Origin of the sequence: Pedobacter zeaxanthinifaciens (genome assembly GCF_003313335.1) — a bacterium.
Classification (GTDB): domain Bacteria; phylum Bacteroidota; class Bacteroidia; order Sphingobacteriales; family Sphingobacteriaceae; genus Pedobacter; species Pedobacter zeaxanthinifaciens.
Window position 1 is genome coordinate 350459 of the sequence record NZ_QMHP01000002.1, and the last position, 26126, is coordinate 376584.

24 protein-coding genes are annotated in these 26126 nt (G+C 39.0%); all 24 read left to right on the forward strand.

Going from position 1 to position 26126, the window contains the following annotated elements; all coding sequences use genetic code 11:
- Position 1 precedes the first annotated feature (1 nt).
- The 24 genes from DUT68_RS04080 (at position 2) to DUT68_RS04195 (ending at position 26072) form a co-directional block, all read left to right on the forward strand.
- Positions 2-1783 carry an ABC transporter ATP-binding protein gene (locus DUT68_RS04080; protein ID WP_198659533.1) on the forward strand — a complete coding sequence of 594 codons (1782 nt, stop codon included), beginning with the start codon at positions 2-4 and terminating at the stop codon, positions 1781-1783.
- 13 nt (positions 1784-1796) lie between these two features.
- A complete protein-coding gene (locus tag DUT68_RS04085; protein ID WP_113635999.1) occupies positions 1797-2189 on the forward strand; it encodes a sugar 3,4-ketoisomerase in 393 nt (130 codons plus the stop codon).
- Positions 2186-2602 (forward strand): sugar 3,4-ketoisomerase, encoded by a 417-nt coding sequence (locus DUT68_RS04090; RefSeq protein WP_113636000.1) that lies wholly within the window; start codon positions 2186-2188, stop codon positions 2600-2602. The genes DUT68_RS04085 and DUT68_RS04090 overlap by 4 nt, the downstream gene beginning before the upstream one ends.
- A complete protein-coding gene (locus tag DUT68_RS04095; protein WP_113636002.1) occupies positions 2599-3153 on the forward strand; it encodes an acyltransferase in 555 nt (184 codons plus the stop codon). The genes DUT68_RS04090 and DUT68_RS04095 overlap by 4 nt, the downstream gene beginning before the upstream one ends.
- Positions 3150-4250 carry a DegT/DnrJ/EryC1/StrS family aminotransferase gene (locus tag DUT68_RS04100; RefSeq protein WP_113636310.1) on the forward strand — a complete coding sequence of 367 codons (1101 nt, stop codon included), beginning with the start codon at positions 3150-3152 and terminating at the stop codon, positions 4248-4250. The genes DUT68_RS04095 and DUT68_RS04100 overlap by 4 nt, the downstream gene beginning before the upstream one ends.
- Complete coding sequence (locus DUT68_RS04105; RefSeq protein ID WP_113636004.1) at positions 4250-5758, forward strand: O-antigen translocase; 1509 nt, start codon at positions 4250-4252, stop codon at positions 5756-5758. The genes DUT68_RS04100 and DUT68_RS04105 overlap by 1 nt, the downstream gene beginning before the upstream one ends.
- On the forward strand, positions 5751-6713 hold the full coding sequence (locus DUT68_RS04110) for a glycosyltransferase (protein ID WP_113636006.1): 963 nt from the start codon (positions 5751-5753) through the stop codon (positions 6711-6713). The genes DUT68_RS04105 and DUT68_RS04110 overlap by 8 nt, the downstream gene beginning before the upstream one ends.
- Positions 6713-7663: a glycosyltransferase family 2 protein gene (locus tag DUT68_RS04115; RefSeq protein ID WP_157960764.1), complete on the forward strand. Its 951-nt coding sequence runs from the start codon at positions 6713-6715 to the stop codon at positions 7661-7663. The genes DUT68_RS04110 and DUT68_RS04115 overlap by 1 nt, the downstream gene beginning before the upstream one ends.
- Complete coding sequence (wecB, locus tag DUT68_RS04120) at positions 7660-8754, forward strand: non-hydrolyzing UDP-N-acetylglucosamine 2-epimerase (protein ID WP_113636010.1); 1095 nt, start codon at positions 7660-7662, stop codon at positions 8752-8754. The genes DUT68_RS04115 and wecB overlap by 4 nt, the downstream gene beginning before the upstream one ends.
- Positions 8754-9866: a glycosyltransferase gene (locus DUT68_RS04125; protein ID WP_113636012.1), complete on the forward strand. Its 1113-nt coding sequence runs from the start codon at positions 8754-8756 to the stop codon at positions 9864-9866. Before wecB ends, DUT68_RS04125 begins: the two co-directional genes overlap by 1 nt.
- A gap of 1 nt (position 9867) precedes the next feature.
- Positions 9868-11115, forward strand: coding sequence for an EpsG family protein (locus DUT68_RS04130; protein ID WP_113636014.1), 1248 nt, complete (start codon positions 9868-9870; stop codon positions 11113-11115).
- Between the two features lie 7 nt (positions 11116-11122).
- Positions 11123-12247, forward strand: a complete 1125-nt coding sequence (locus tag DUT68_RS04135; RefSeq protein WP_113636016.1) for a hypothetical protein — start codon at positions 11123-11125, stop codon at positions 12245-12247.
- Positions 12247-13314, forward strand: coding sequence for a glycosyltransferase (locus tag DUT68_RS04140; protein WP_113636018.1), 1068 nt, complete (start codon positions 12247-12249; stop codon positions 13312-13314). Before DUT68_RS04135 ends, DUT68_RS04140 begins: the two co-directional genes overlap by 1 nt.
- Positions 13311-14183: a glycosyltransferase family 2 protein gene (locus DUT68_RS04145; RefSeq protein WP_113636020.1), complete on the forward strand. Its 873-nt coding sequence runs from the start codon at positions 13311-13313 to the stop codon at positions 14181-14183. Before DUT68_RS04140 ends, DUT68_RS04145 begins: the two co-directional genes overlap by 4 nt.
- Positions 14170-15324: a glycosyltransferase family 4 protein gene (locus DUT68_RS04150; RefSeq protein ID WP_113636022.1), complete on the forward strand. Its 1155-nt coding sequence runs from the start codon at positions 14170-14172 to the stop codon at positions 15322-15324. Before DUT68_RS04145 ends, DUT68_RS04150 begins: the two co-directional genes overlap by 14 nt.
- A 19-nt stretch (positions 15325-15343) precedes the next feature.
- A complete protein-coding gene (locus tag DUT68_RS04155; RefSeq protein ID WP_214608397.1) occupies positions 15344-16417 on the forward strand; it encodes a hypothetical protein in 1074 nt (357 codons plus the stop codon).
- A gap of 2 nt (positions 16418-16419) precedes the next feature.
- A complete protein-coding gene (locus tag DUT68_RS04160) occupies positions 16420-17649 on the forward strand; it encodes a phenylacetate--CoA ligase family protein (protein WP_113636026.1) in 1230 nt (409 codons plus the stop codon).
- 2 nt (positions 17650-17651) lie between these two features.
- A complete protein-coding gene (locus tag DUT68_RS04165; protein ID WP_113636028.1) occupies positions 17652-18257 on the forward strand; it encodes a sugar transferase in 606 nt (201 codons plus the stop codon).
- Between the two features lie 28 nt (positions 18258-18285).
- Positions 18286-18924 (forward strand): NeuD/PglB/VioB family sugar acetyltransferase, encoded by a 639-nt coding sequence (locus DUT68_RS04170; protein WP_113636030.1) that lies wholly within the window; start codon positions 18286-18288, stop codon positions 18922-18924.
- 179 nt (positions 18925-19103) lie between these two features.
- Positions 19104-21197 carry an LruC domain-containing protein gene (locus tag DUT68_RS04175; protein ID WP_113636032.1) on the forward strand — a complete coding sequence of 698 codons (2094 nt, stop codon included), beginning with the start codon at positions 19104-19106 and terminating at the stop codon, positions 21195-21197.
- A gap of 65 nt (positions 21198-21262) precedes the next feature.
- Positions 21263-22120 carry a hypothetical protein gene (locus tag DUT68_RS04180; RefSeq protein WP_113636034.1) on the forward strand — a complete coding sequence of 286 codons (858 nt, stop codon included), beginning with the start codon at positions 21263-21265 and terminating at the stop codon, positions 22118-22120.
- 9 nt (positions 22121-22129) lie between these two features.
- Positions 22130-22915, forward strand: a complete 786-nt coding sequence (locus DUT68_RS04185) for a hypothetical protein (RefSeq protein ID WP_113636036.1) — start codon at positions 22130-22132, stop codon at positions 22913-22915.
- Entirely contained in the window at positions 22908-24833 is a 1926-nt protein-coding gene (locus DUT68_RS04190; protein ID WP_113636037.1) for an OmpA family protein, read from the forward strand. The genes DUT68_RS04185 and DUT68_RS04190 overlap by 8 nt, the downstream gene beginning before the upstream one ends.
- Before the next feature lie 24 nt (positions 24834-24857).
- Positions 24858-26072, forward strand: a complete 1215-nt coding sequence (locus DUT68_RS04195; RefSeq protein ID WP_113636039.1) for a DegT/DnrJ/EryC1/StrS family aminotransferase — start codon at positions 24858-24860, stop codon at positions 26070-26072.
- Positions 26073-26126 lie beyond the last annotated feature (54 nt).

The following is a 26126-nucleotide window of genomic DNA, read 5'->3' on the forward strand; positions in this document are numbered from 1 at the left end:
CATGATTAGTAACCTTAACAAACGCATTTATTACTTTACCTTTTTTAGGAAATACCTAAAAGAGAGGGTGTTTGTTGTGGTATTACTTAACATTTTGGTGGGCATGTTGGATGGTTTGGGTTTAACGATGTTTTTGCCTTTGCTGTACATAGCTGCTGGCGAAAGCTTTAAGGGAGACGCTGACCTAGCCCAAATAAATAATTGGATCGAATACTTCGGCATACAGCTTAACCTTAACACGGTATTGTTGCTATTGGTTGCATTTTTTTCGCTTAAAGGCGTTGTTTATTATTTTAAAGGTGCTTATCAAGTAGCTACACAGCAGTATTTCATCAAAACAGTAAGGTTAGCTAGCATTAGTTCCTTAAACGAAACCAAGTACGAATACTTCGCCGGATGCGATCAAGGACAAATTCATAACATTATTACTACCGAAATTGAACGCGTTGCAAAAGCCTGCCAATCGTACTTTTTGGCATTTCAGCAATTGATTTTGGTACTCGTTTACGTAGGTTTTGCATTTACGTTGAATTGGAAATTTGCGCTAATGGTTTGTGCTGGCGGCTTAATTGTTGATTTTGTTTACGGCAAAGTGTATCGCAAAACCAAAGCCATATCTCGTCAGCTTACTGATGGAAGTGGCAAATTTCAAGGCCTAATTGCCGACTATTTTTCATCGTACAGTTATTTGAGAGCTACTGGCACGGCGGCAAAGTATCGAGCAAAATTAGATGCTCAAGTTACTGAGATCGAAAATAAAAATAAGCGGATAGGCACAATGTCCGTTTTTCTAAGTGCTTCTAGGGAACCCATGAGTATTATTGTGCTGAGTGCGGTTATTGCCATACAGGCACTTGTTTTAAAAGAACAGTTGGCCACGGTATTAGTGAGCTTATTGTTTTTTTACAGGGCCTTATCCTGTTTAATGCAATACCAAACAGCCTGGAACTCATTTTTAGGTGTAGCGGGATCATTGGAAAGTACCGAGCAGCTAATAAATACCTTGGAAGCCAATAAACAATATACGGATGGAATCAGGTTCAGTAACCTGCGTCATGGTTTAGCGCTTGAAAATGTATCGTATAGTTATGGAACGCAGCAAGTGCTACGCAACATTTCGTTCAGGATTGATAAATATGAAACGGTAGCCATAGTGGGGCCAAGTGGAAGTGGTAAATCAACCTTGATTAGTTTAATTACTGGCTTGCTTACACCTGCTGATGGTAGAATTATGGCTGATGCCATGGATTTGAAAGAATGGAATTTGGTGACCTTCCAAAGTCGCTTTGGTTACATTACGCAAAATCCGGTAATATTTAATGATACCATTTTTAATAATGTCACCTTATGGGCCGAAGCTAATGAAACCAATAGGAGCGTTTTCGAAAAAGCCTGCAAAGATGCCGCTATTTGGGACTTTGTAAAAGATAGAAAGTTGCAAGAAAATGAGGTGTTAGGCGCCCATGGTATCAACCTTAGCGGTGGTCAAAGGCAGCGCATAGCATTGGCAAGGGAGTTATTTAAAAGTACAGACTTTCTTATTATGGACGAAGCTACTTCGGCCATGGATTCATTTACCGAAAAAGAAATACAGCAAACAATCGAAAAGTTGAAAGGCACTACCACAATTATTTGGATTGCCCATCAACTTTCGACAGTAAAAAATGCAGATAAAATCATTTACATAAATAATGGCAGCGTAGCACAAATTGGAAGTTTTGAAGAGTTGTGCAACAAAAATCCGGAGTTTAAAAGAATGGTTGATTTGCAGACAATAAGCTAAACAAACACTATTAATGGTTAAGATAATTGAATTCCCAAAGGTAATGGACCCAAGGGGAAATTTGACCTTTTTGCAACACCCAAATTCAATTCCTTTTGAAATTCAAAGGGTGTTTTGGACTTATGATGTTCCCGGAGGCGAAACTAGGGGAGGGCATGCCTACAAACAACAAGAAGAGGTAATTATTGCATTGAGCGGAAGCTTTGATGTGGTTATTAGCCATCCAGACGGTACCACTACTAAATACCATATGAACAGATCTTATTACGGTTTGTATCTGCCTCCCTTTACTTGGAGACATATGGAAAATTTCTCCACCAATTCTTTAAGTCTGCATCTATCAAGTATGAAGTTTAATGCAGATGATTATATCCGAAACCAAGATCTTATCAAAGCTACAACATGATTGCTAAAACAGTTTTCGATTGCACGCTCATTTATCTCAACCAAATTGGAGATAGAAATGGCCATATCACGGCAATCAATAATGACGAAGCTATTCCTTTTGCGGTAAATCGTGTGTTTTATCTGTACGATATCCCGGGAGGCGAATCAAGAGGTGCTCATGCGCATAAAGAATGCCATCAGTTTTTAGTGGCTGCAAGTGGTGCCTACGAAATTTTACTTAACGACGGTAAAACTCAAAGACAGGTGATGCTAAATAGACCTAATGTGGGGCTGCACATTCCGCCGGGCATTTGGGCATCTGAAATTAACTTTTCAAGCGGGTCAATTTGTCTGGTAATGGCTTCTCATACCTATTCAGAGAATGATTATATCAGAGAATATAGTGACTATTTAAAGTTTAGGGAATTATGATGATACACGCTTTAGCTGATGTGAAGAGCAAGCAAATTGGTAAAGATACTCGTGTTTGGCAGTTTGCAGTAATTATGGATGATGTGGTAATTGGCGAAAATTGTAACATTAATTGCCATACATTTATTGAAAGTGGTGTACGCATAGGTGATAACGTTACGGTAAAATCAGGTGTTTATCTATGGACTGGCATCACCCTACAAAGTAACGTATTCATTGGTCCAAATGTGACCTTTACTAACGATAAATATCCACGCTCTAAGCAATATCCCCAAGAATTTCAGCACACCTTAGTTGAGCAAGGGGCATCTATAGGTGCTGGTGCTATTGTGCTAGGTGGAAGCACTATTGGCAAATACGCCTTAGTAGCTGCAGGTGCTGTGGTTACTAAAAGTGTACCTGCTCATGCCATGGTAATGGGCAACCCCGCAAAAATTGTGGCTTGGGTTGATACCGAGGGCAACAAACTGACCCAGCTTAACGAAAATACTTTTATAGACAATTTAAATAACAAATGGCTGTTGGAAAACAACACAATTACCCAAATATGAGCGTACCTTTTTTAAACTTCAAGCCACAGCATGATCTACTTCGTGAGGAAATGTTTAAAGCCTATCAAATGGTTTATGATAGCAACTGGTATATCATGGGCAAGTGCCTTACCAATTTTGAAGCGGAGTACGCAACGTTTAATGATGTTAAACATGCTATAGGCGTAAGTAACGGACTGGATGCGCTTTACTTAGGCTTAAAGGCATTAAATATTGGTGAAGGTGACGAGGTAATTGTACCTTCTAACACCTACATTGCCACAGCTTTAGCAGTTTCATACACGGGAGCAAAGCCTGTATTTGTTGAGCCTAATCCGCATACCTACAATATTGATCCTCAAAATATTTTAAAAGCAATAGGTCCTAAAACTAAGGCTATAATGCCGGTTCATTTGTATGGTCAGGCTTGTGAAATGACAGAGATTATGGACATTGCCAAGCAACACGGACTGTATGTTGTGGAGGATAACGCACAAAGTCATGGCGCTACCTATAACGGTAAAATCACAGGTAGTTTTGGCGATGTAAATGGCGTAAGCTTTTATCCAGGTAAAAACTTAGGTGCTTTAGGTGACGCAGGTGCAGTAACCACTAACGACCCTGAAATTGCCGAGCGAATTAAAGGGCTGCGCAACTACGGCTCAAAAGTGAAGTACGTAAACGAAGAAATTGGGCATAATATGAGGTTAGACGAGCTTCAGGCTGCATTCCTATCGGTAAAGTTGAAGCATTTAATGTCGTTTACACAACAGCGTGTTGAAGTAGCTGCGAGTTATAATGAAGCGCTAAAAAACGTAGGCGATTTAATTTTGCCTGAAGTGCATGCCAACGCTAGCCATGTGTATCACTTGTATGTAGTGCGTACAAAACATCGCGATGAATTGCAAAAACACTTAAACAATGATGGCATTGGCACACTGATCCATTATCCTATACCACCACATTTGCAGCAAGCTTATGCACATTTGCAGCTTCAAAAAGGCGATTTTCCGATTGCTGAAGAACTGGCGGATACGAGCTTAAGTATACCTATGTGGCCAGGCATGACCACTGAAGATATCAACGCGGTAATTGCTTCAATTAAGAGTTTCTTTTAATGAAAAGTGAAGGATATAAAAGCATTTTTAAAACCACAGCTTTATTTGGTGGCGTACAGGTAATTAATATTCTGATTACCGTGGTGCGCTCTAAATTTATTGCGGTTTTTCTGGGACCAGTGGGGATTGGAATTAATGCTTTGCTCAATTCTTCAACTGGTGTTATTGCCAGTTTAACTAATTTTGGTTTATCCACTAGCGCAGTAAAAAATATTGCCGAAGCCAATGCTACTGGCGATGAAGAACGCATTGGAAAGGTAGTAGCCGTATTTAGGAGCTGGGTATGGATTACCGGTTTTTTGGGCTTTGCAGTAGCCTTGCTTACGGCACCGTTGCTTAGCGAACTCAGTTTTGGCAACAATAATTACACGGCTGCTTTTGCGCTTATATCCATTACGTTATTGCTCTCTCAAGTAAGTGCGGGTCAAGGCGTGATATTACGTGGTATGCGCAAAGTAAAGTACATGGCGCAATCAAGTTTATTGGGCTCACTGATAGGATTATTCACTTCGGTGCCATTATATTATTTTTTCAAAAACGATGGTATTGTGCCTGCTATTCTGGTAAGCGCAGTAACTGCACTTCTTTTAACTACTTTTTATGCCCGTAAGGTGAAGGTTAAAAAAGTAGCTGTACCTCGTGCCGAATTATTTGAAGAAGGAAAGGATATGCTGCGCATGGGATTCATGTTAAGTTTAAGCAGCTTAATAACCATGGGCACTACCTATGTACTTCGTATTTTTATTAGCAGGTGGGGCTCAGTGGCCGATGTTGGATTGTATAACGCAGGTTTCACAATGATCAATACCTATGTTGGTTTGATATTTACTGCGCTTTCTGCAGATTACTATCCTAGGTTAGCTGGAGTGGCCCACGATACGGAAAAGGCTACAAAGGAAATCAATCAGCAGGCAGAAATTGGCTTGCTCATCATGGCTCCTATTTTATGTATATTCTTGGTCTTTGTTAATGTACTCATTATTGTGCTGTACTCAAACAAGTTTTTGGCTGTAAATGATATGGTACACTGGTTGGCTTTGGGCATGTTTTTAAAAGCAAGTTCATGGGCGGTGGCGTTCCTTATTTTGGCCAAAGGCGATTCAAAAGTATTTTTTTGGAATGAGTTGGTAACTAATATCTACATCCTTATTTTCAACTTTATTGGCTACTATTTTTGGGGATTAACTGGCTTAGGCATATCATTTTTTGTTTCCTACTTGGCCTATCTCATACAAGTAGTGCTGTTGGCTAAAGTAAAGTATGGATTTTCTTTTAATAAGGAATTTCTTACCATCTTCTTTATTCAAATGACACTGGGTATTTGCTGCTTTGCATCGTCATACTTGTTATCTGGTATTTGGTACTATGTTGTAGGCAGTTTGTTCTTAGCGGTGTCAGTTGGCTATTCATTTATCGAAATAGATAAGCGTATCGATACCAAACAGATTTTAGCAAAAATTCGATTTTCTAAAAAGCGAACGGTAAAGCAGGAGGGTGAAAATGAATAATTCAAATTTAGTTTCCATTGTTTTAATCACCTACAACTCTGCTTCCTATGTTATTGAAACCTTGGAAAGCATTGCGGGGCAAACGTACAAGGATATTGAATTAATTATCAGTGATGATTGCTCCAGTGATCATACAGTAACGTTATGTAAATCGTGGTTGGAAGAACATAAGGAACGTTTTTTTAACGCTGAAATAGTAACAACCGAAGTTAACTCGGGTATTCCAGGTAACTGTAATAGGGGAATCAAAAGAGCTCAAGGAGCGTGGATTAAACTTATTGCTGGCGATGACATTCTTTTGCCAACTGCTATTGAAGATAATTTTGAATTTACGAAAGGTAAGGACATCAAAATTTTATTTTCAAAAATTCAGCTCTTTAAAATGGTGGGAGATGAGCAAGTTAATTTGTCGGTTAAGCCTTCAAATCATCACTTGTTACTTTCCAAAGGGCTTACTGCTAAAAAGCTTTATCATACATTATTGCATGCCGATTTAATTTCATTCACACCATCGGTATTTTTTAACGCTAGTATCTTCACAGAAATTGGTTTTTTTGATGAGCGGTACAGGCTGATGGAAGATTATCCTTTTTGGTTAAAAGCAACTAAAAATGGCATAATGCTGCATTTCATGGATAAGCTCACGGTACTTTACAGAATTCATGACCAATCTGTATTTGGGGGAGCTAAAAATGAAAAAATAGTCAGCAAAGCTTATCTGCGTAATGAAAATTTCAGAAGGGATAATGTTTATCCTAACTATTCTACCTTTGGCTTGCTTAATGCAAAATATATCTACGGCGTTAACAATTTGCTCAAAAATTTAAACGCCAACAGCTTTAACCGCAAAGTTCATTTATTTCTGGTAAGATATACGAATCCTTTTTATTGGATTAACGCCGTTGGCGAGAAAATTTTCGGTATTAAAAACATGAAATTAAAAAGGGGGGTGTAGTGATTTTGATAAGTGTAATTGTACCCTTTTATAATGCTGTTAACGTTTTGGAAAAAGCGGTTAAAAGCATATTATCTCAAACCTACACTTGTTTTGAAATCGTTTTAATTGACGATGGTTCTAACGATGGATCAAAAATGCTTGCCGAAAATTTGGCGCTTGCCGATAATCGCATCAAACTATTTAGTCAAACTAATCAGGGCGTTTCTGCTGCTAGAAATTTGGGCTTGCAAAACTCTTCTGGTGAATATATCATGTTCGTTGATGCCGATGATTGGATAGACGAGCACATGATGGAAGATATTTTCAGGCATTTGAACGACTTCAAAAATGTTGATTTGGTAAGGTTACGCAACCAAAAGGTATTTACACGCGATAGTAAGTTGCTAAACGACAAGCAATACAACGTAAAGCTGTACGAACCATTGGCTTTTATCAAAGAAAATTTGATGGGAGGTTACATCTGTAGCTTATTTATTAAAACCGACATTATCAAACATAATAATTTACGCTTCTCTTCCGATATGAAGTTCATGGAGGACCAGGAATTTTCTTTGAAATGCTTTTTACATGCAAAGAGAATCCTTTACTATGATAAACCACATTATTTTTATTATCAGAGTGAATCTTCCGCAAGTTTAAGCAATATTAAAAATGTGGTGGCAAATAGCGCCGATATCCTTAAATGTGGCGGCAGGGTGTACCAATATGCCATACATCACGCTAGTGCCGAAATTAAACCTATGGTTAAAAAATACGCATTGCAAAAAATACATCAATACTTTAAAATAAACATCAGATATAAGGCTAAATCGACTTCAATGATCGCTTCAGAAATAAGGCAATGTCTTACTGATATCGGTATTGGAGCCTATCAAATGGGCTATCAAAATTTACTTTATTATTTAATTATCAAATCCGGGTTAAGGTCTCTATTCACTAAATCATGAAAATTACACTTATAGCTGGCGCCAGGCCAAATTTTATGAAAATTGCACCCATTATACATGCCATTAAAAAGGCAGAAGATAATGGCGCAAATATTACCTATCGTTTGGTACATACTGGGCAGCATTACGACGAGAAAATGAGCGATACATTTTTTCATGAGTTGGCAATTCCGGCGCCAGATGCCCACTTAGGCGGAGGTGGTGGTACCCAAGCTGAACAAACAGCGGCCATTATGGTAGCTTTTGAAAAGGAGCTGATGAATAATCCTGCAGATTTGGTTTTGGTAGTTGGCGATGTTACTTCTACCATGGCCTGTGCTATAGTAGCTAAAAAGTTAAATACCAAAGTTGCTCACGTTGAGGCTGGTATTCGCTCTTTTGATCTTACCATGCCCGAGGAAATCAATAGGATGGTAACAGATAGCATCACCGATTACTTTTTTACTACCTCAGTTTGGGCAGGTAATAATTTGAAACACACTGGTATTGCTGATGATCAAATTTTCTTTGTGGGTAACGTGATGATTGACACCTTGCGAAAAAACGAAGCTCGATTTGTAAAACCATCACTTTGGGAAACCTTAAACCTAAGCCAAGGAAACTATTTTGTGATGACGCTCCACCGCCCGGGTAATGTAGATGAGCAGGCGAAATTTAAGGCCTTGCTAGAAGCGATTATTGCTGGGTCAAATGGTAAACCACTAATTTTTCCAGTACATCCACGTACTAAAAACATTATAGAGGAGAGTGGTATTAATCTCGATGATATTCCAAATTTACATTTAACCAGCCCAATGGGATACTTGGAATTTAATTATTTGGTAAAACATGCAATGGCGGTAATTACCGATTCGGGAGGTATTACAGAAGAAACCACAGTAATGGGCGTGCCTTGTATGACCTTGAGAGACAATACGGAGCGACCAGAAACCTGCGACGTGGGTACTAACGAGTTGGTAGGTACAGATCCTGCAAAAGTGGGACCTGCCTTAGCCAAGCTGTTTGCAGGAAATTGGAAACCGGGCGCTATTCCAGAAAAATGGGATGGTAAAGCTGCGGAGAGAATAGTTGATGAATTATTAAAATTATAATGAGTTCGAAAAAAATACTGATTGTTAGCCGTACATTTTATCCTGAAAATAAACCGAGGGCTTTTAGAACTACCGAATTAGCAAAGGAATTTGCTAAAAATGGACATCAGGTTACCGTAATTACGCCACGTGATAACAAAGTGCATGATGAGTTTGAGCAACAATACGGCATTACCATTAAGGATTTGGGTAAACCCACTTGGCAGCAAATTAAAGTTAGCGGAGGTGGCATAAAACGTCTTTTTAAACGAGTTCAGGCCAGGTTGTTCAACTTGTTATTCATGTATCCGGATATACAAACCATGTTTTTGGTGAAAAATGCATTGAAAAAAGAGCGTTCAAAATATGATCTGTTAATTTCTATTGCAGCGCCACATCCGGTGCATTGGGGCACAGCATGGGCAAATAGTAAGCGTAATCCTATTGCCACAAAGTGGATTGCTGATTGTGGCGATCCGTTCATGGGCGGCGAGAATGACACTTTCAAACGACTTTTCTATTTTCAGTATTTTGAGAAGTGGTTTTGTAGGAAAGCTGATTTCATAACGGTACCACTAGCCGATTCAATTACTGCTTATTATCCTCCTTACCGAGATAAAATAAGGGTGGTGCCACAAGGTTTTAGGTTTGAGGATGTCGTATTAAAAGAAAATCTACCACCCAATAACGTACCTACTTTTGCTTATGCGGGTACGCTAATTCCAAAAATTAGAGATCCTAAAGAGTTTTTCGAATTTATATCGAGCCTTGATAGAGATTTTAAATTTGTAGTGTATACGAATAACCCTGATCACGTAAAGAAATATCAGGAGATATCAAATGGTAAAATAGAAATCAGGTCATTTTTGCCTCGATTATCTCTTTTGGCAGAGCTACAACAAATGGATTTTGTGGTGAATTTCGAAAACATCGGACCTAAACAATCGCCAAGCAAATTGATAGATTATGCCATTATCAAAAAGCCTATCCTTTCAGTAAAAACTTTTGGTTTCAAGCCAGAGGCGTTTATCGAATTTTTGGAAGGTAATTATGCGCAACAACTACAAATACCTAACGCAGACCAGTATCGTATACAAAACGTTTGTGCCAAATTTATTGAGTTAGCCAGTTAACATGTATAATAATATCAGAGAACGTCTTTTCATTTGGGCTATATTCATTTTATCTCCATTAGCCTCGTTAGTTATCTCTTTGAAAAACTATCGAGAGTCGTGGGTGAAAAATGTGGTATGGGCATTCATCGTGTTTTACGGTCTCAATTTCTTTATTTACGATGAGTTTATGGATGCCAACAGGTATGCCGAGAAGTTAAAAGTGCTAAATCATACAGAGATTAACACCGAAAACTTCTTCGGACTTTTCTTTTCGGACGAAGAGAGTAGTTACCTTGATTTTGCAGCGCCGGTAATCACCTTTGTAACCGCCAGATTTACGGAGAACTACGCTGTTTTATTTGGAGTTTACGCGTTCATATTCGGATTCTTTTATTCAAGAAACCTTTGGTATTTATTGGAAAACTTGGAGGATGGAATCAAGCCAGCGTCGCTTATCGTATTTGCAATGATAGCGTTACTGGTACCTTTTTGGGCAATCAATGGGTTTAGGTTTTGGACCGCAACGCAGGTTTTTCTCTATGGCATGTTGCCTTATGTATTTTCGGAGAAACGACCCAAATACCTCATCATTGCGTCGTTGTCGCTCCTGTTTCACTTTTCGTACATTATACCGCTATGTTTGGTGTATTTTTCCAAAACCTATACCAAAAACTTAACCGTACTTTTCTACGCTTTCCTGTGTTCTTTCTTGTTCAGCTTTGTCAAATTACAAGGTCTTCAAGAATTTTTGTTGAGTCATGCTCCGGAGTTTTTGCATAAAAAACTAACTACTTATGTAAACCAGGATTACGCAGATAACTTAAAGGAAGCCGAATCTGGTGCTAAGTGGTTTGTGATTTTGAAGGGGCAGGTGGTAGCTTGGTTTAGTTTATTTATTGTGGGCTACTCCTTTATTTTGCACCGTAATTTTATCAGTTCAAAGCCAATATTGTTCAATAGTTTTTGCATGATAATGTACATGCTCATTGTTTTCAATATTCTTTCGGCTATCCCCTCAGTTGGCCGCTTCTTGTTGCCTAGTTACTATTTGACGTTTTGCTTTGCTTTCTTGCTTGTGCAAAATTACCCAAGTACGTTTTTATGGCTACGGAGGTCAATTTATATTGCCGCACCCTTACTAGCGGTTTATATTGTGTTTACGCTTAGGATAGGGTTCCAAACTATTAATGTTTTAGTAATCAACAGCAATCCCATACTGAGCATTGGGCAAACGGGCCATGCTTTGTTAGATTGGTTTAAAAAGTAATAGATAGATGTTACAAAAGTTAAAAAAGCAGCTATCATTAACTGCACAGGCATTTTTAGGGCAACGAATACAACCAAAAGTTGTAGTTTTTGAATCCGATGATTGGGGCGGTATCCGTATGCCATCCGCTGAAATCTATCGTAGCCTTTCTCAAAAAATGCCGATGATCAAAGCGGATCGTTTCAGCAAATTTGATCATTTAGCCTCAGCTGATGACCTCTCTGCATTATTTGAAGTGCTGCAAAAGCATAAAGATAGCCGCGGTAAGCCAGCCATATTTACTTTTAATGTTACTACTGCCAACCCGGATTTTAACGAAATCCTACACCATAATTTTGAGCGGTATTTCGTAGAGCCTTTTCATCAAACTATTCTACGTGAGCAGCCAGGGGCGCTGTCATTATGGAATGATGGGTTTTTTGCTGGTTTATACCGGCCGCAGTTTCATGGTAGAGATCACATCCATCAACAACGTTGGCTCTTTCATTTAGCTAATGGAAATAGCGCTGTACGTGAAGCTTTCAATCACAGAACGTATGGTTTCGACAATACTTTTGACGGTACCGAATATTTGCTCGCCGCTTACGATTATCCCGCTGCAGAAGACACCAGCATTTGGAAAGCAAGTATTGACCACGGCTTGCAAATTTTTGAAGATTTCTTTGAGTTCGTACCCAAGTCATTTATACCGCCATGTTACATAGCGCCCAAGCAATTGGTTAGCTACTTACAAACCAAAGGTGTAGATACCTTGCAGGGCAAATTATACTCTTTTGAACCTGCGGGCATAACATCAGGTAAAAGAAATTATCATAAAAAAATCAGGAAAGCGGGCTTTGATGCTAAAACTGGTCAAACCAACATTGTAAGAAATTGCTTTTTTGAGCCGTCTCGCGGAAAAGCTGATTGGTGGGTTGCAGACTGTTTGGCTCGTATAGAAGTAGCATTTAAATGGGGTAAGCCTGCCGTGATTGACACCCATCGGGTAAATTACATTGGTTCTTTGGTAGAAGGCAATCGTAAAGAAAACCTCATGCTGTTGGATCAATTGCTTGCCAAGATTAAAAGCAAATGGCCTGATGTTCAGTTCATGAGTTCTGATGAATTAGCACAACTTTATAAAGGGAATTAATGGAAAAGAACAACAAAATTGTTTTTGTGCTTAACAACATAGCTGGCGGAGGCATTGCAAGGGTAGTTACTACGTTTGCAAATGAAATTGCCCAACTTGGTACGCATCAGGTTTATTTGGTGGTAATGCACAAAAAGCCATCACTATATGCATTGCATCCTTCCATTAATGTCATTGAAAATCAGGCAACGCGTAAATCGGGTGGCAAAATTAGTTACATCATCCAGTCGGTGCTGTTTATTAGAAAAGCGATTAAAAGCATTGGGAAATGCACCGTTATTGTAAATGGCGAGTGGCTTAATGCTTTCGTATACCTTTGTTTGAAAGGCCTGGTTAACAAAATTTATCTGGCCGATCATTCTAATCCGCAACGCTCAGGACAATCGCCTTTTCCTTGGATGGATAAGTACGTTTACCCTCGTGCCAGCGGCGTTTTGGTATTATCTGAAGCGGCAAAACAAAAAGTAGCGCAACAGTATCGTCAAAAAAATATCCTCTTGTTAGATAATCCGGTTACGTTTCCAAAACAACTAGCCGTACCAAAGCAAAAAGTAATCATTTGCATGGGTAGGTTGTCAGCAGAAAAGGGGCAACATATTTTAGTGCAAGCCTTTGCAAAAGCAAAAAACGATTGGCAACTATGGTTTTTAGGCGATGGCCCAAGTAAGGCCGAATTGCAACGATTAGCGCAAGAATTAGGCGTTGAAAAACGAATTGTTTTTTTAGGGATGCAGCAGGATACCGCACATTACCTCAATCAGGCAAGCATCTATGTAATGCCATCTTTAACAGAAAACTTTCCAATGGCTTTGATAGAAGCGATGGCTTTAGGCCTACCATGTGTAGCTACCGATTGTATGCCTTGGCGAAAAAACGAAGATTTTATTATTGATGGTATTAATGGCCTGAAAGTTCCAGTGTCCAATGCCGAAGCTTTGGCTAATGCCATTGACCGCTTAGTTTTTGATGAACAATTACGTGAAAATCTTGCAAAAAATGCTGAAAAAATAAAGCAACAATTTGACCTGGAGCGCACAGTAAATAAATTTATGGAGTACATTTCATGAGCCAAAATCAACCTCTTGTAAGTATAATGATGCCGGTATACAACGGCATTGACACACTTGGATTAGCAACAAATTCGCTGATACAGCAAAGCTATACCAACTGGAAATGTGTGATCGTTAACGATGGTTCCTCTGATGGTACTAAGGAGTTTTTAGATCAGCTTACCGACCCTCGCTTCGTGATCATTCATTTTGAAGCCAATAAAGGGCGCCCTGTGGCTAGGCAAGCTGCGCTTGATGCTGCCGAGGGCGAATATTTAGCTTTTTTAGATGCTGATGATTTTTATCATCCTGAAAAACTAAAGGAGCAGATTGCATTGCTTGAGCAATTTCCGGAAGTAGCGTTGGTGAGTTGCGGAAATGCCTGCTACGACGAAAATTTTAACTTAGAAACTGTAAGGGGATGTGGCAATGGCGTACCTAAAACATATCGTTTTGGTGCTAAACTCACTTGCGCCTTGCGTACATCGGTTGTGAGGCTAGCGGCGGCTACAAAAATACCTTTTAATGCCAAGTTGAAACATGCACAAGATACAGATTTTATGCAGAGATATTTGGTTGGTAAGCAGTACATCAGCATGCCGCAGGTGTTGTATTATTATTCTGAGTTTGTATCGGTAACAGGAAAAAAAATCCTTAAAACCTACTATTACTCTTTAATTCATCATAGAAGCTTGTTAAAACATGCGTTTGTACCTAACCTAAAAGCAATGCTGGTAACTGTTGCAAAAGGTGCTTTCACCGCAGTGCTATTACCTTTCACAGGGGTGGGCTTTTTCCTTAAAAAAAGAGGACGTATACCTACACTTAGCGAACAAGAAGACTATAAAAAAGTGAGTAATCAATTACAAATCAATGGAAAAGCCTAAGCGTATACTCATTGTAGCCACTTCTGATATTCATTTGCAGGTATTTCACTTGCCGTATTTTGCGATGTTAAAAGCAATGGGATATGAGTTGCACGCCGCTGTGGAAGTTCGTGGAAATGGCCAAGTTGAGGGTATAGATCAATTATTTAATTTGCCATTTAAGCGAACTTTATTTACTACCAAGCTATTTACCGCTTATGGTAAGCTGAAGCAAATTATAGATGCAGGTAACTATCAATTGATCCATTGCCATACGCCAATTCCAGCAGCGCTTACAAGATTAGCAGCAAAAAAAGCACGTAAATTGGGTACAAAAGTGATGTACACCGCACATGGGTTCCATTTTTACAAAGGAGCGCCGTTCGGTTATTGGGCCACTTATTACCCGGCTGAGCGCTACCTTTCCAGATTTACTGACGCCATTGTAACCATTAATAAGGAAGATTTCGATATCGCTAGCGGCAAATTTAAAGCTGGCCAAACTTTTTATATTCCAGGTATTGGTGTAGATACCAAACGGTTTAACGTAGACAATACTATTGATAAACAAAAGATAAAAGCACAATTAGGCTTGCCTAGCGATTCATTCGTATTGTTTTACGCGGCTAACTTCATCTATCGCAAAAACCATCAGTTTATCATAGAAAGTTTAAGCGACATTAAAAGACAAATTCCAAACCTTAAGGTGCTGTTTGCAGGATCTGGTGTTTTACTTCCGGCCATGCAAAAGTTGGTTGCGGAGTTGAATTTAAGTGATACAGTGCATTTTTTAGGTTTTAGAAAAGATATCAATGAGCTGCTCTCGATAACAAATATCAGTATCTCCGCCAGTAGGCAAGAGGGTTTAGGATTGGCTTTGGCAGAAGCTATGATTAACAACGTTCCAGTGGTAGCTACGGTAGACAGGGGACATAAAGAGCTGATAACAAGCGGCGTTAACGGATTTTTGTTTGCGCAAGGTAATCAACAGGAATTTAAGCAAAGTGTGCTCAAGCTCTATCATGATCCCGCTTTGGCAAAAACATTTGCAAACCGAAGTGCCGAACATATCAAGAAGTTTTTTATCGAAAATTCGCTAGCCGAAATGGATAAAATATATCGTAAATTTTTAAGTGTAAGTAAAGATGATCAGCCAAATTAAAAGATCTCTAATTTCTACTTTGAGAAACATTCCGGGTAAAGGAGTGGGCAAAAAAGTGGTAGTGATTGAATGTGATGATTGGGGTGGGATAGGTGTGCCATCGCAAGAAGCTTATCAAAGTCTTAAAAAAGCTGGCCTCCCTATGGATAGTAGTAGGTACTCCCGTTTTGATACTTTGGAAGCTGCAGATGATTTGGAGGCGCTATTTGAAGTGCTTTCCCGACACAAAGATAGCAAGGGAAATCCGGCTGTGATGAGTCCGTACTACAATACCGCTAACCCCGATTATCAAAAAATTAGTGCAAATGGTTTCTCAACTTACGAAAGAGAGCCGCTTTTAACTACAATTAAACAGAGGGCTAAAGGCAATGTGCTTCAAGCTTGGTCGCAGGGTATTGCTGCCGGCATCTGGATGCCCGAATATCATGGTCGTGAGCATATTGCAACAGCAATGTGGTTAAGGGCCTTGCAAAGTGGCGACGAGAAAATGAAGGCTTCGTTTGAAAAAGGCTTTGCTTCTTACTCACCTGCCGGTACACCCAAAGTGGCGCAAAACTTCCGCCCAAATTTTTATATCGAAAGTGATGCCGATTTGGAAAGCGTAAAGCAAGATATGGAGGACGGAATCTCCTTGTTTTTCGAAGCATTTGGCTTTTATCCAACCGTGTTTAATGCACCAAATGGGGTGTTTATCGACGGTTTTGATAAGCATTTAATGGACCACCATATTCGTTACAACGCAGTTCCTCGTCAACGTTTTGATAGAAGTGCCAACGGCGTTTACCAACTTAGAACTTTTCGCACTGGTGATAAAACTGCAAACGGCATGACTGTTTATGTGCGCAATTGCAACTTTGAGCCTACTGAAAAATCTTATGCAGGTTTAGGTCATATAATGAGTCAAATTCAAGGCGCATTTATCTGTGGAAAGGCCGCTATAATTGGTACCCATCGGGTCAATTTTGTTGGTGGAATGGACGAGAAAAACCGTGAAAAAGGTTTGGGTGAGCTAAATCGATTGTTGGCTGCAATTACCAAAAAGTGGCCAGATGTCATTTTTATGAGTGCTAAAGACTTCACTAAACTACTGTAATTATGAAATACCTTACTAAAGCTATATTTTCTATTTACGATAAAGTGGGTGGCGGAAAAATTGATGAAAACTATCGTGTTATTAAAGCCTGTCACCAGCAAGAAAAGGAAATTGATGCTCAAGCTATTGAAACGTATCTTCGTTCGCACAACATTGAAGGAAGTTTGGCAGTACAACCTTTAATGACCAAAAAAGATATCTCAAAAAAGATCGCTACAATTGATGTAAACGCCATCCACACGTACGCTTACACGGGAGGGTCTTACGGTGAGCCATTTAAAATCCCTTACTCAAAAAGCCGAGCGCTCATCAGAACAGCTTCATTTAAATACTTTAACGAAGCAGCTGGGTATCAACTCGGTGATGCATTTATGCTTATTGCCGCCAAGCAGAAACCAAAATGGTGGCAGTTTTTGAGAAATGAGCACCGATTTGTGCCAACCAACCTAACTCAAGATAAAGTAGCAGATGCGGTTAGGCATTTAGTAGCTCAAAAACTAACTGTAGTAATTGGCTTCCCTTCGGTTATTTTTGAGCTGGCTTCGTATATCAAAACTAAGCAAATTAAACACCCTATTAAATCGGTAATTTTTACTTCTGAACCCATCGAAGCAATTAAAAAACAATTTATTAAAGATGCGTTGAATTGTGAAGTAATTGATAGGTACAGCAATGAGGAAGTAGGATTAATTGCCCAACAGAAAACATTTGGCAGCGCCTATTACACCAATAGATATAACGTAGTGGTTGAGTTGCTAGATAATGATTTGAAACCTGTGAAAGTAGGAGAGGTGGGCAAAGTGGTAGTAACAGATTTAGCTGCGGATTTGGTGCCAATAGTGAGATACGACACTGGCGATTTGGCGGTAGCACAGGAATATAGGAATGGGCAGTTGTTTGCAATTGGTAGCATTTCCGGGAGGATAACCGAACAACTGTTTACTACAAATGCTGCTCCTGTGGCAAGTTTGGCTTTGGGGCCGCTAATTCACATGCCTTTAAGTACTGCAGGTTATTTTCCGCAATATCAATTTGCGCAAATTGCAAAAACCTCGTATCAATTGCGCATCAGGAAAACCAACGAGCAAGTTCCTGCCCAGGTGCTTGAACAAATTACAAATAACCTGAAAAATGTATTGGGGCAAGATGCTAGCATTGAGCATTTATTTGTAGATGACATTAAACCGCAACCATCGGGCAAACGCCCTATTTATAAAAATGAAATGCAATAAATATGTACAGGTCTACATTTAAGCGTTTATTGGATATTTTAGTTTCGCTAACGGCACTAATTGTACTATCACCCGTGATATTGATTACATTTTTGTTGTTGAAATATTATCATGGTAATGAGGTATTTTTCTTTCAGGAGCGACCAGGCTACAAAGAAAAACCCTTTAAAATCATCAAGTTTAAAACCATGAATGATGATAAAGACGCGGAGGGGAAATTATTGCCAGATGTACAACGAACTACCACAATAGGCAAAAAAATTAGATCGCTTTCTATTGATGAATTGCCGCAGTTAATTAACGTTTTAAAAGGTGATATGAGCTTAGTTGGGCCAAGGCCACTACTTTTTAAATACATCCCTTTGTACTCTGCAGAACAACGTACACGTCATCATGTACGCCCGGGCATTACAGGTTTGGCGCAGGTAAGCGGTCGTAATTCAATTTCGTGGACTAAAAAATTTGAACTGGATGCCTATTACGCTAAACACCTAAGCATTTGGCTTGATATTAAGATTTTGTGGCTAACCGTACTTAAAGTGGTTAAAAAGGAAGGTATTAACCAATCTAGCGAACGACCTATGCAACCTTTTGACGGAACTAACTAGCTACCATAATTTATTGAACTACAAAAAGATGAAGAAAATTGTAATTATTGGTGCTGGCAGCGTTGGCGGGCACATCGCTAGTAACTTGTCACTTTACGGAATAGAAGGACGGTTAATTGGTTTCTTGGACGATGATACAGCTAAACAGGGAAGCGAATTTTGTGGTTTTCCAATTTTGGGAGGGGTATCTTGGTTACTCGATAAAACAGATTTGGCAGTAGTGATTGGTATTGCATTTCCAAGAATTAAAGCATTGATATTAAATAAGCTAGCAGCTAATCCAACACTTGAATTTCCAACGCTGGTAGCGGGTAATGCTTGGCTTTCCAATGGCACAACCTTGGGTAAAGGTGTGGTAATTTATCCGGGCACTTGTATTAATTACGGCGCCCAAATTGGCGATTTTGTAGTGATGAACATGAATTGTTCAGTTGGCCATCATTGTTTGATAGATTCCTTCAGTTCTTTAGCGCCAAATGTGAGTTTGGGCGGGCATACCAAGGTAGGTTTTTCGGTAGAGTTAGGTATTGGATGTTCAACACTACAAGGAGTAACTATTGGAAACAAAACCATTATAGGAGCACAGTGTTTGGTGCATCAAAACCTACCAGAAAATGTAGTAGCGGTGGGCGTTCCTGCAACCATAAAACGATATTTAACTAGCTAAGGCATAAGCAACGTAAGTTCAAGAATTTTGTTGTGCATAAATACACTTTATTTACATAAAGTATCACAACAATACCATAAATATTCCTATATGGAATACTTGAGCTAAGTTTATTATCAATTCATCAAACTATAACAAAAAACACACAATTTTTAATCGTTAACGCAGTAAAAATTAAAATGAAATTCAGAATTCTTTCTCCGGTTTTAGTATCCGTAGTACTTTTCTCTCTAGGATGCAAAAAAGAGCAACAGGATAATCAAGAACCAACTGCAGAAGTTGACTTTAGATCAATGAAAGTGGCAGATGGGTTTGATTACTCAAACACATTAACCCAAAATCTTAAAGTAGACGTTCAATTATTAGGTAACATTCCTTATGATGGTGCAGAATTTGATGTTTGTTTGGATAATCCTGTAGATTATCTGGATCAACCAGCTGAATTAAATAAGTTACGTGTTGTACGATCAATCAAACTTGATAGCAAAGGTCATTTCGAAACAGAATTAAAAGTGCCTAGCCATATCAGCAAAATTTATTTGCTGTCTAAATCGGTGGGTATTCCTGAGTACTTTGAAGTAGAACGTGGTTCTCAAGGCTATCAGTTAGATTATAACCCATCTCAGCCAACTAAGAAAACCTCTTCGGCGTATAATTTTATCTATACCAACGCTCTACAGGCTGCTGGCCCGGCAGATGTTCAGGCAGTTAGATCATGGAGTAACGTAGGTTTTCCTGATTATTTAACTACTCCGCAATACGTTAACCCAAGCTTTTTGCAACGTTTTAAGGCAGCTTTGCCTAAAGGCGTACCAGTGCCAGTGGGTTCAAACTACCTAGATTCTTCTATTCCAAGAACCATTGTGTTAGATTTGAAACCTAATCAAACTGCGAATGTGAGCATCACTTTCATGTTTGCTAATTCATCAAATAAAAACACTTTAGGTTATTACTGGCATCCTACAAACGCGAAGCCAGCATCACCTGCTGCAATACCTAGTACCAATAAAGGTTACATTTTCCCAAGTACATCTAGAACAGCTACAACCAATTATAGCGGTTTAGTTGCAGGTAACACGGTAGAACTTATTGGCCCTAACGCTGATGGTTCATTCCCTCCTAATACTACAATCGGCTTTTTCTTAATCAGTAATAGCTTTACTCCAACTGCCGTAGGTACTCCAGGTACAATTAATACTAGCAGAACTACTTATTATTCTGATTATAACTTGAATACTGCTGGTTCTACAGGCTACATGGCTGGAAAGAAAGAGCGTATGGTAACACTTTACGATGAGGCTACTAACAAAATTGTATGGTCAATTGAAGATGGTACCGATGGTGATTATTCGGATATTGCGTTTTTTGCAAGCTGGAATCCAAATGAGGCTATTGATGTAAGAAACTTCCCTAAGTTACCTACTGTGCCAAGAACAGACAGCGACTATGTTTTTTATCCGGCCAAAAACGTAAAAGGTACTTTATTATTTGAAGATTGCTGGCCGCGTTTAGCTGATTTTGATATGAACGACATGGTTGTTCACCACAACTATACTGGTTTAATTGACCAGGTTGAGCAAAATAAAATTAGTGAGGTTAACTTCACTTTTGATTTAGCATCAATATCGGCACAACAAAACAATGGTTTTGCAGTAATGGTGCCTAATGCTACACCTGGTCAGGTAGCTATTGTAACCAACGTTAACTTTGACGGTGCAAACATCAACTCCAATAAATCTATCAATTATAGTGTAGAAAGTGGACACACCAGTGATGTAGTAATTAAGGTTTTTGACGGGGCTACCACAATTTTAGGCGGTAACAATGTGAATAATACGGGAGCAGGAAGTACCACCAGAGCTGCTGAAACATTCTCTTTCACGGTTAAATTTAATCCTGCAATTCCACTGGCTGATTTTAATAAGATATCTCCATTTCTTATCCCTCGTGGAAATAGAAACTACGAAATACATCTAGCCAACAGAAAGCCATCAGTAAAAGTAAACAGGGCATTGTTTGGTACCGATGATGATAACTCATCTGTAGCAGCAAACAGATATTACCTAAGCAACACTAAAAACAGTGCTGGAAATATCACCTGGGCTATTGATGTTCCTGAAAAAATCCCTTATCCTAAAAGCGGACAGTCGATGACAGCAGCCTATCCACGATTTGTGCAGTGGGCTACTTCAGGAGCAACTACCAACTTAAACTGGTATACCAACAGTGCTGGCAACAGAATACTAGATAAACTTACTGATTCACCTAACTAAAATTTAATAGACGACCTACGTGTTGGAAAAGCGGCATTTGACAGTATGCTGTGCTTGTTTAAACCATGATATTGAGAATAAAGAATTTTGCATACAGTTTAAAATACCGCATTTCCCTATTATTTATAAAACGCTTTCGGATAAAGCTTGACACAGATCTTAACCACAACAACAAGGTAATTGTTTCCTTAACTACCAAGCCGGATAGAGTACATAAAGCTTGGATGGTTGTTGAATCAATCCTTAGGCAAACTGAAAAGCCTGATGCCATTATTCTTTATTTGGCTTCCGATGAATTCGAAAACGAGAATAAGCTGCCTAAAAGGCTGTTGAAATTAAAAAAAAGAGGGTTACAGATTGTGTTTGTATCGGATAACCTAAGACCTCACAATAAATATTTTTATGCGATGTCTTCTTTTCCAAATGCAAGCATTATCACCATTGATGATGATAAGATTTATCCTACCCACTTGGTAAGTACTTTGAATAAATGTGCTGTTCGTTATCCTAACATGATTTGTGCGGTGCTAACTAGGAAAATAAAAACCATCAACGGTAAGTTCGATTGCTATTTGAATTGGGATGTGATAAAAGAAAATCGAGAACCGTCGCACAGTTTGTTGAACCTGGGCGTTGGCGGCGTAATTTATCCACCTGGTGCTTTGCACAAGGATTTATTTGATAAAGAACAACTAAAAACCAGATCGTTATTAACAGACGACATATGGATAAAAGTTATGGCGGTGAGGAATAATACCAAAGTGGTATCGTTGGCGGGGTTGTTTGTGCATCCATTTATTTCGTTAACAGGTTTAGGTACCGAACAGTTAATGTTCAACAATATATACGGAGGAAAGAACGATATGGTTTTCAATGATTTGTTGTCACACTATAAAGTTGACTTTGATAAATTTCATGATTAAGCTCTTACAATGAAATCTGTTGAATTTTTAGGTTCATCCGGCGTTGGAAAAACCTATATGTATCACAAGTTATTTAATGCGTATACGCAAAGCAAATACCTTAATGTACGTCAAGCATGTATTAGAGCGGCTATTAACCTGGAAATCACCTTTGGTTTTAACAGGCAGACGTTATATAACATTCTTTTCGGCAGTAAAGTTTTTGAAAAGAAAAAATACGGTTTGTCTAAGATGATTTTGATGAACCATCATAACAATTGGAAAGAAGTAGTGAACTGCAAAATATCGTGGGAGTTATTTAACAATTACCTAGCGTCTGAAAAGCGCAACGAGGTGGTGGCTAAAAGAACCGCCAATTTCGATAGGTGTGTTTGCCTACACGGAGCGCTTAAAAGTACACTTAACGAAAGCCACGTAGTAGTTTATGATGAAGGGGCACTTCATCATCATCATGGCTTAAAAAGTAACATCACTGCTAATTACAGTTTAAATGAAATAAAACAAGACGATATCCTCAATCCAGATGCAGTAGTGTTTTTCGACCTACCTTTTGAGGATCACATGTCGAGGGTTTTAGAACGAAAAGCAAAAGGAATCAATACGTTTAGCCACGGACCGCTTTCCAACAAAGCACTTGAGGCTTACGTAGCAAATGATGTAATAGCTTACAAAGAAAAAATAAATGCACTTAAAATGCTCAACGTACCTGTATTACATGTAAACGCAGGAGAAAATGAGCAAGATAACTTGGAAAAGATCAACGTCTTTTTGGACAACTTGACTTACTATGCTTAATATCAAAATTTATAAAATCGCTAAAGTTTTAACCTTAACAATGTTGTTGGGGGCTAATGTTTTAGCACAAGATGCCAGAGTATCGCAATACAATTCAATTCCCCTAGCGGTAAACCCTGCACAAACTGGTGATTTTGAAGGAAAATTACGCATACTCGGTTTAGCTGCTAGAGTTGATAACGACATACAGCATAATTACATTTTCAACGGCTCTGCGGATTTCAATTTTGGAAAGGCCGAAAATTGGAGCCTTGGGTTAAACTACATGAGGTCAGGTTCTCCAAACTTTCCGGTAAATGGCCAGTATTTTGGTTTTTCTGCCGCAAAGCGATTTTACCTAGACAAAGCCGGGTTGCAAACATTAAGGTTTGGTGGTCAAGCTACCTACATCACAGGTGGAGCAGATATGTCTAAATCAAATTATGATAGACTATTGGACGTAGGCGCTTTTAGGTATCTAGAAAAGCCTTTGTCAGCATCTATTACCGGTACAGAAACAACAACCTCTTATTTAAATTACAGCGTTGGGGTAAAATATAAAATCGAAGTGGGCCGATTGAAAATCGAAACTGGATTTTCTGCCTATAACGTAACCAACCCTAACCATAACCTAAAGTATGAAGGTGTAAATACTTTATTGAAACGTTATCGTGTAACGGCATTGAGTAACATACAATATCAATTCAGTCCTAAAGATGCCGTAAGAGTAGAGCATTATTCTTGGAAAGAAGGTATTTTTCTTCGCGATTATAAACCTAAACGTGACACGGTTGGTATACACGAAACCACTTATAGCCTTACTTGGTTGCATAAAATTAAAAACAACACCGTTTCTTTTGGTGCCTACAGCAGGTCGTGGCAAGCTGTTTACGGGGTAGCTGCTATCAATATCTCTGATAGGGTTGGCATTAGTGCAAGTTATGAGTTTCCAATTTTGAAGGATTATTACAATGTTTCTCACATGGAAATTGGTTTGAGCTTTTTTCCTTTTGGAAAGAAAACTACGATCAAAAAACAAACTGACGTATTCCGTAAACAAGTTACTGGTTTAGTTCCTGTTGGCGTTACCTTATGTCCGCCTTGTGATTCAATTAAGGTTAAGGAAGCTACGCCTGAAGTAGTTAAGCCTAAAGAGGAAGTGCCGGCAAAAATTGATATACCACGCGTTCCTATCAGTACAAATGTAGGTGATGCTATCATTTTTGCAGATACCGTTTACTACGATTTAGACAAGTATAACATCAGACCTGATGCGCAGGTGAAATTAAACCAAGTAGGTCGCTTAATGAAAAGGCTGAACCTTACATTGGATGTAAAATCTCACACCGATTTAAGAGCTAGCGTTGCCTACAACAAAAAGCTTAGTGAGCGTAGGGCAGCTTCGGTAAAATCTTATCTAACAGCATTGGGCGTTAACCCATCTAGTATAGAAACTTCTTGGTTTGGCAAAAGCGAGCCTGTAATAGGTTGCTCTACTTGTATTGATAGTTTGCAAGAGAAAAATCGTAGAAGTGTATTGATGTTGAAGGGCTTCAATAATGCTAACCTTGAAAAGATATTGGAAGAAGGGTTATTTGGTGCAGATGTTAAAAATAGAGCACAGTTAGAAGCTAAAATTAAAGAACTACTCACCTTGGAAGAAACTTCTAACGCTAGTTTCTCTAGTGGTGTACCGGCAACTTTAGCTAACGACAAATATTACACCATACAGGTAGCTGCCGTAAGTGCCGAAAACGAAACTTCTGCGCTTGACTTAAGATGGCTGAATATGTTCAGCGAAAGAAATCAAGATGGTGTCCGCAAATATTTCTATGGACTGTTCCTCAACTTGGATCAGGCACAAAAAGCTATGGAAAATTTGCAAAAACTAGGGTTTAAAAATACTACTGTGAAAGAAGTAGGATTAACATTGAATTAGAAAATTGCCTAAATCATAAATGATATGCAACATTCGCTAAAAAGCAAGGTTTGGTTAAGTTCACCTCACATGTCAGGGAATGAGCTTTCTTATATTGAAGAAGCTTTTCGCTGTAACTGGATCGCTCCACTTGGTCCGCACATTGATGTTTTTGAAAACGATTTATGCAGATACAATGGGGTAAAACACGCAGCCGCATTGAGTTCGGGTACTGCTGCCATACACTTGGGATTAAGGATGCTAGACGTACAGCCAGATGACTACGTACTAACACAGAGCTTAACTTTTGTGGCTTCAGCCAATCCAATCAAGTATTTGGGTGGTATGCCAGTATTTATCGACTCTGAGAAGGAAACCTGGAACATGTGCCCTCAGCAGCTTGAAAAAGCAATTATTGCTTGTATGAGAGGCGAAATCAGAACTCCGATGGGAAGGGGTGAAGCCAGACTTCCGAAAGCAATTATTCCAGTGCACTTGTACGGCATGCCAGCAAACATGCAAGAAATCATGCGTATCGCTAACGAGTACGGCATTCCAGTGCTAGAAGATGCTGCCGAAGCCTTGGGAAGTACATTTGACAAACGTGCTTGCGGCGGTATAGGAAAGCTTGGTGTACTTAGTTTCAATGGTAATAAAATCATTACAGCAAGTGCTGGTGGTGCGCTTTTAAGCAACGATGATGAAATGATTACCCGTGCCAAGTTTTTAGCTACACAGGCAAAAGATGTTGCTAAACATTACGAGCACACGCAAATGGGCTACAATTACAGAATGAGCAATATTTTAGCTGGTATTGGTATTGCACAGCTAGAGCTTATTGACGATAGGGTAGCAGCTAGACGAGCAAACTTCAATTTTTATAACAATTACTTCAGTAACATTGAAGGTGTTGAGCTGTTGCAGGAACCTAATGAAAAATATTTCTCTAACAGATGGCTAACTACCATATCCGTTAATCCAAAGTTAACAATGGGCATTACCAGAGATGATGTAATGGATGCGCTAGCTGCAGAAAATATTGAATCTAGACCAATTTGGAAACCAATGCACTTGCAGCCACTTTATACGGCCTATCCATATTTTGGTACCGGAGTTTCTGATGAGATTTTCAATAACGGATTATGCTTGCCTAGCGGAAGTAACTTGACCAAAGATGACTTAGCTAGAATTACAGAAGTGTTTGATGCTTTATTTCATAAATGTAAGCAAACAGAACGTAAAGTAGCAGTTAATTTCTAAGTTGTTTAATCCCCTGTAAAAAAAGATATTTGCAGGCCAACCTTAAGAAGATAT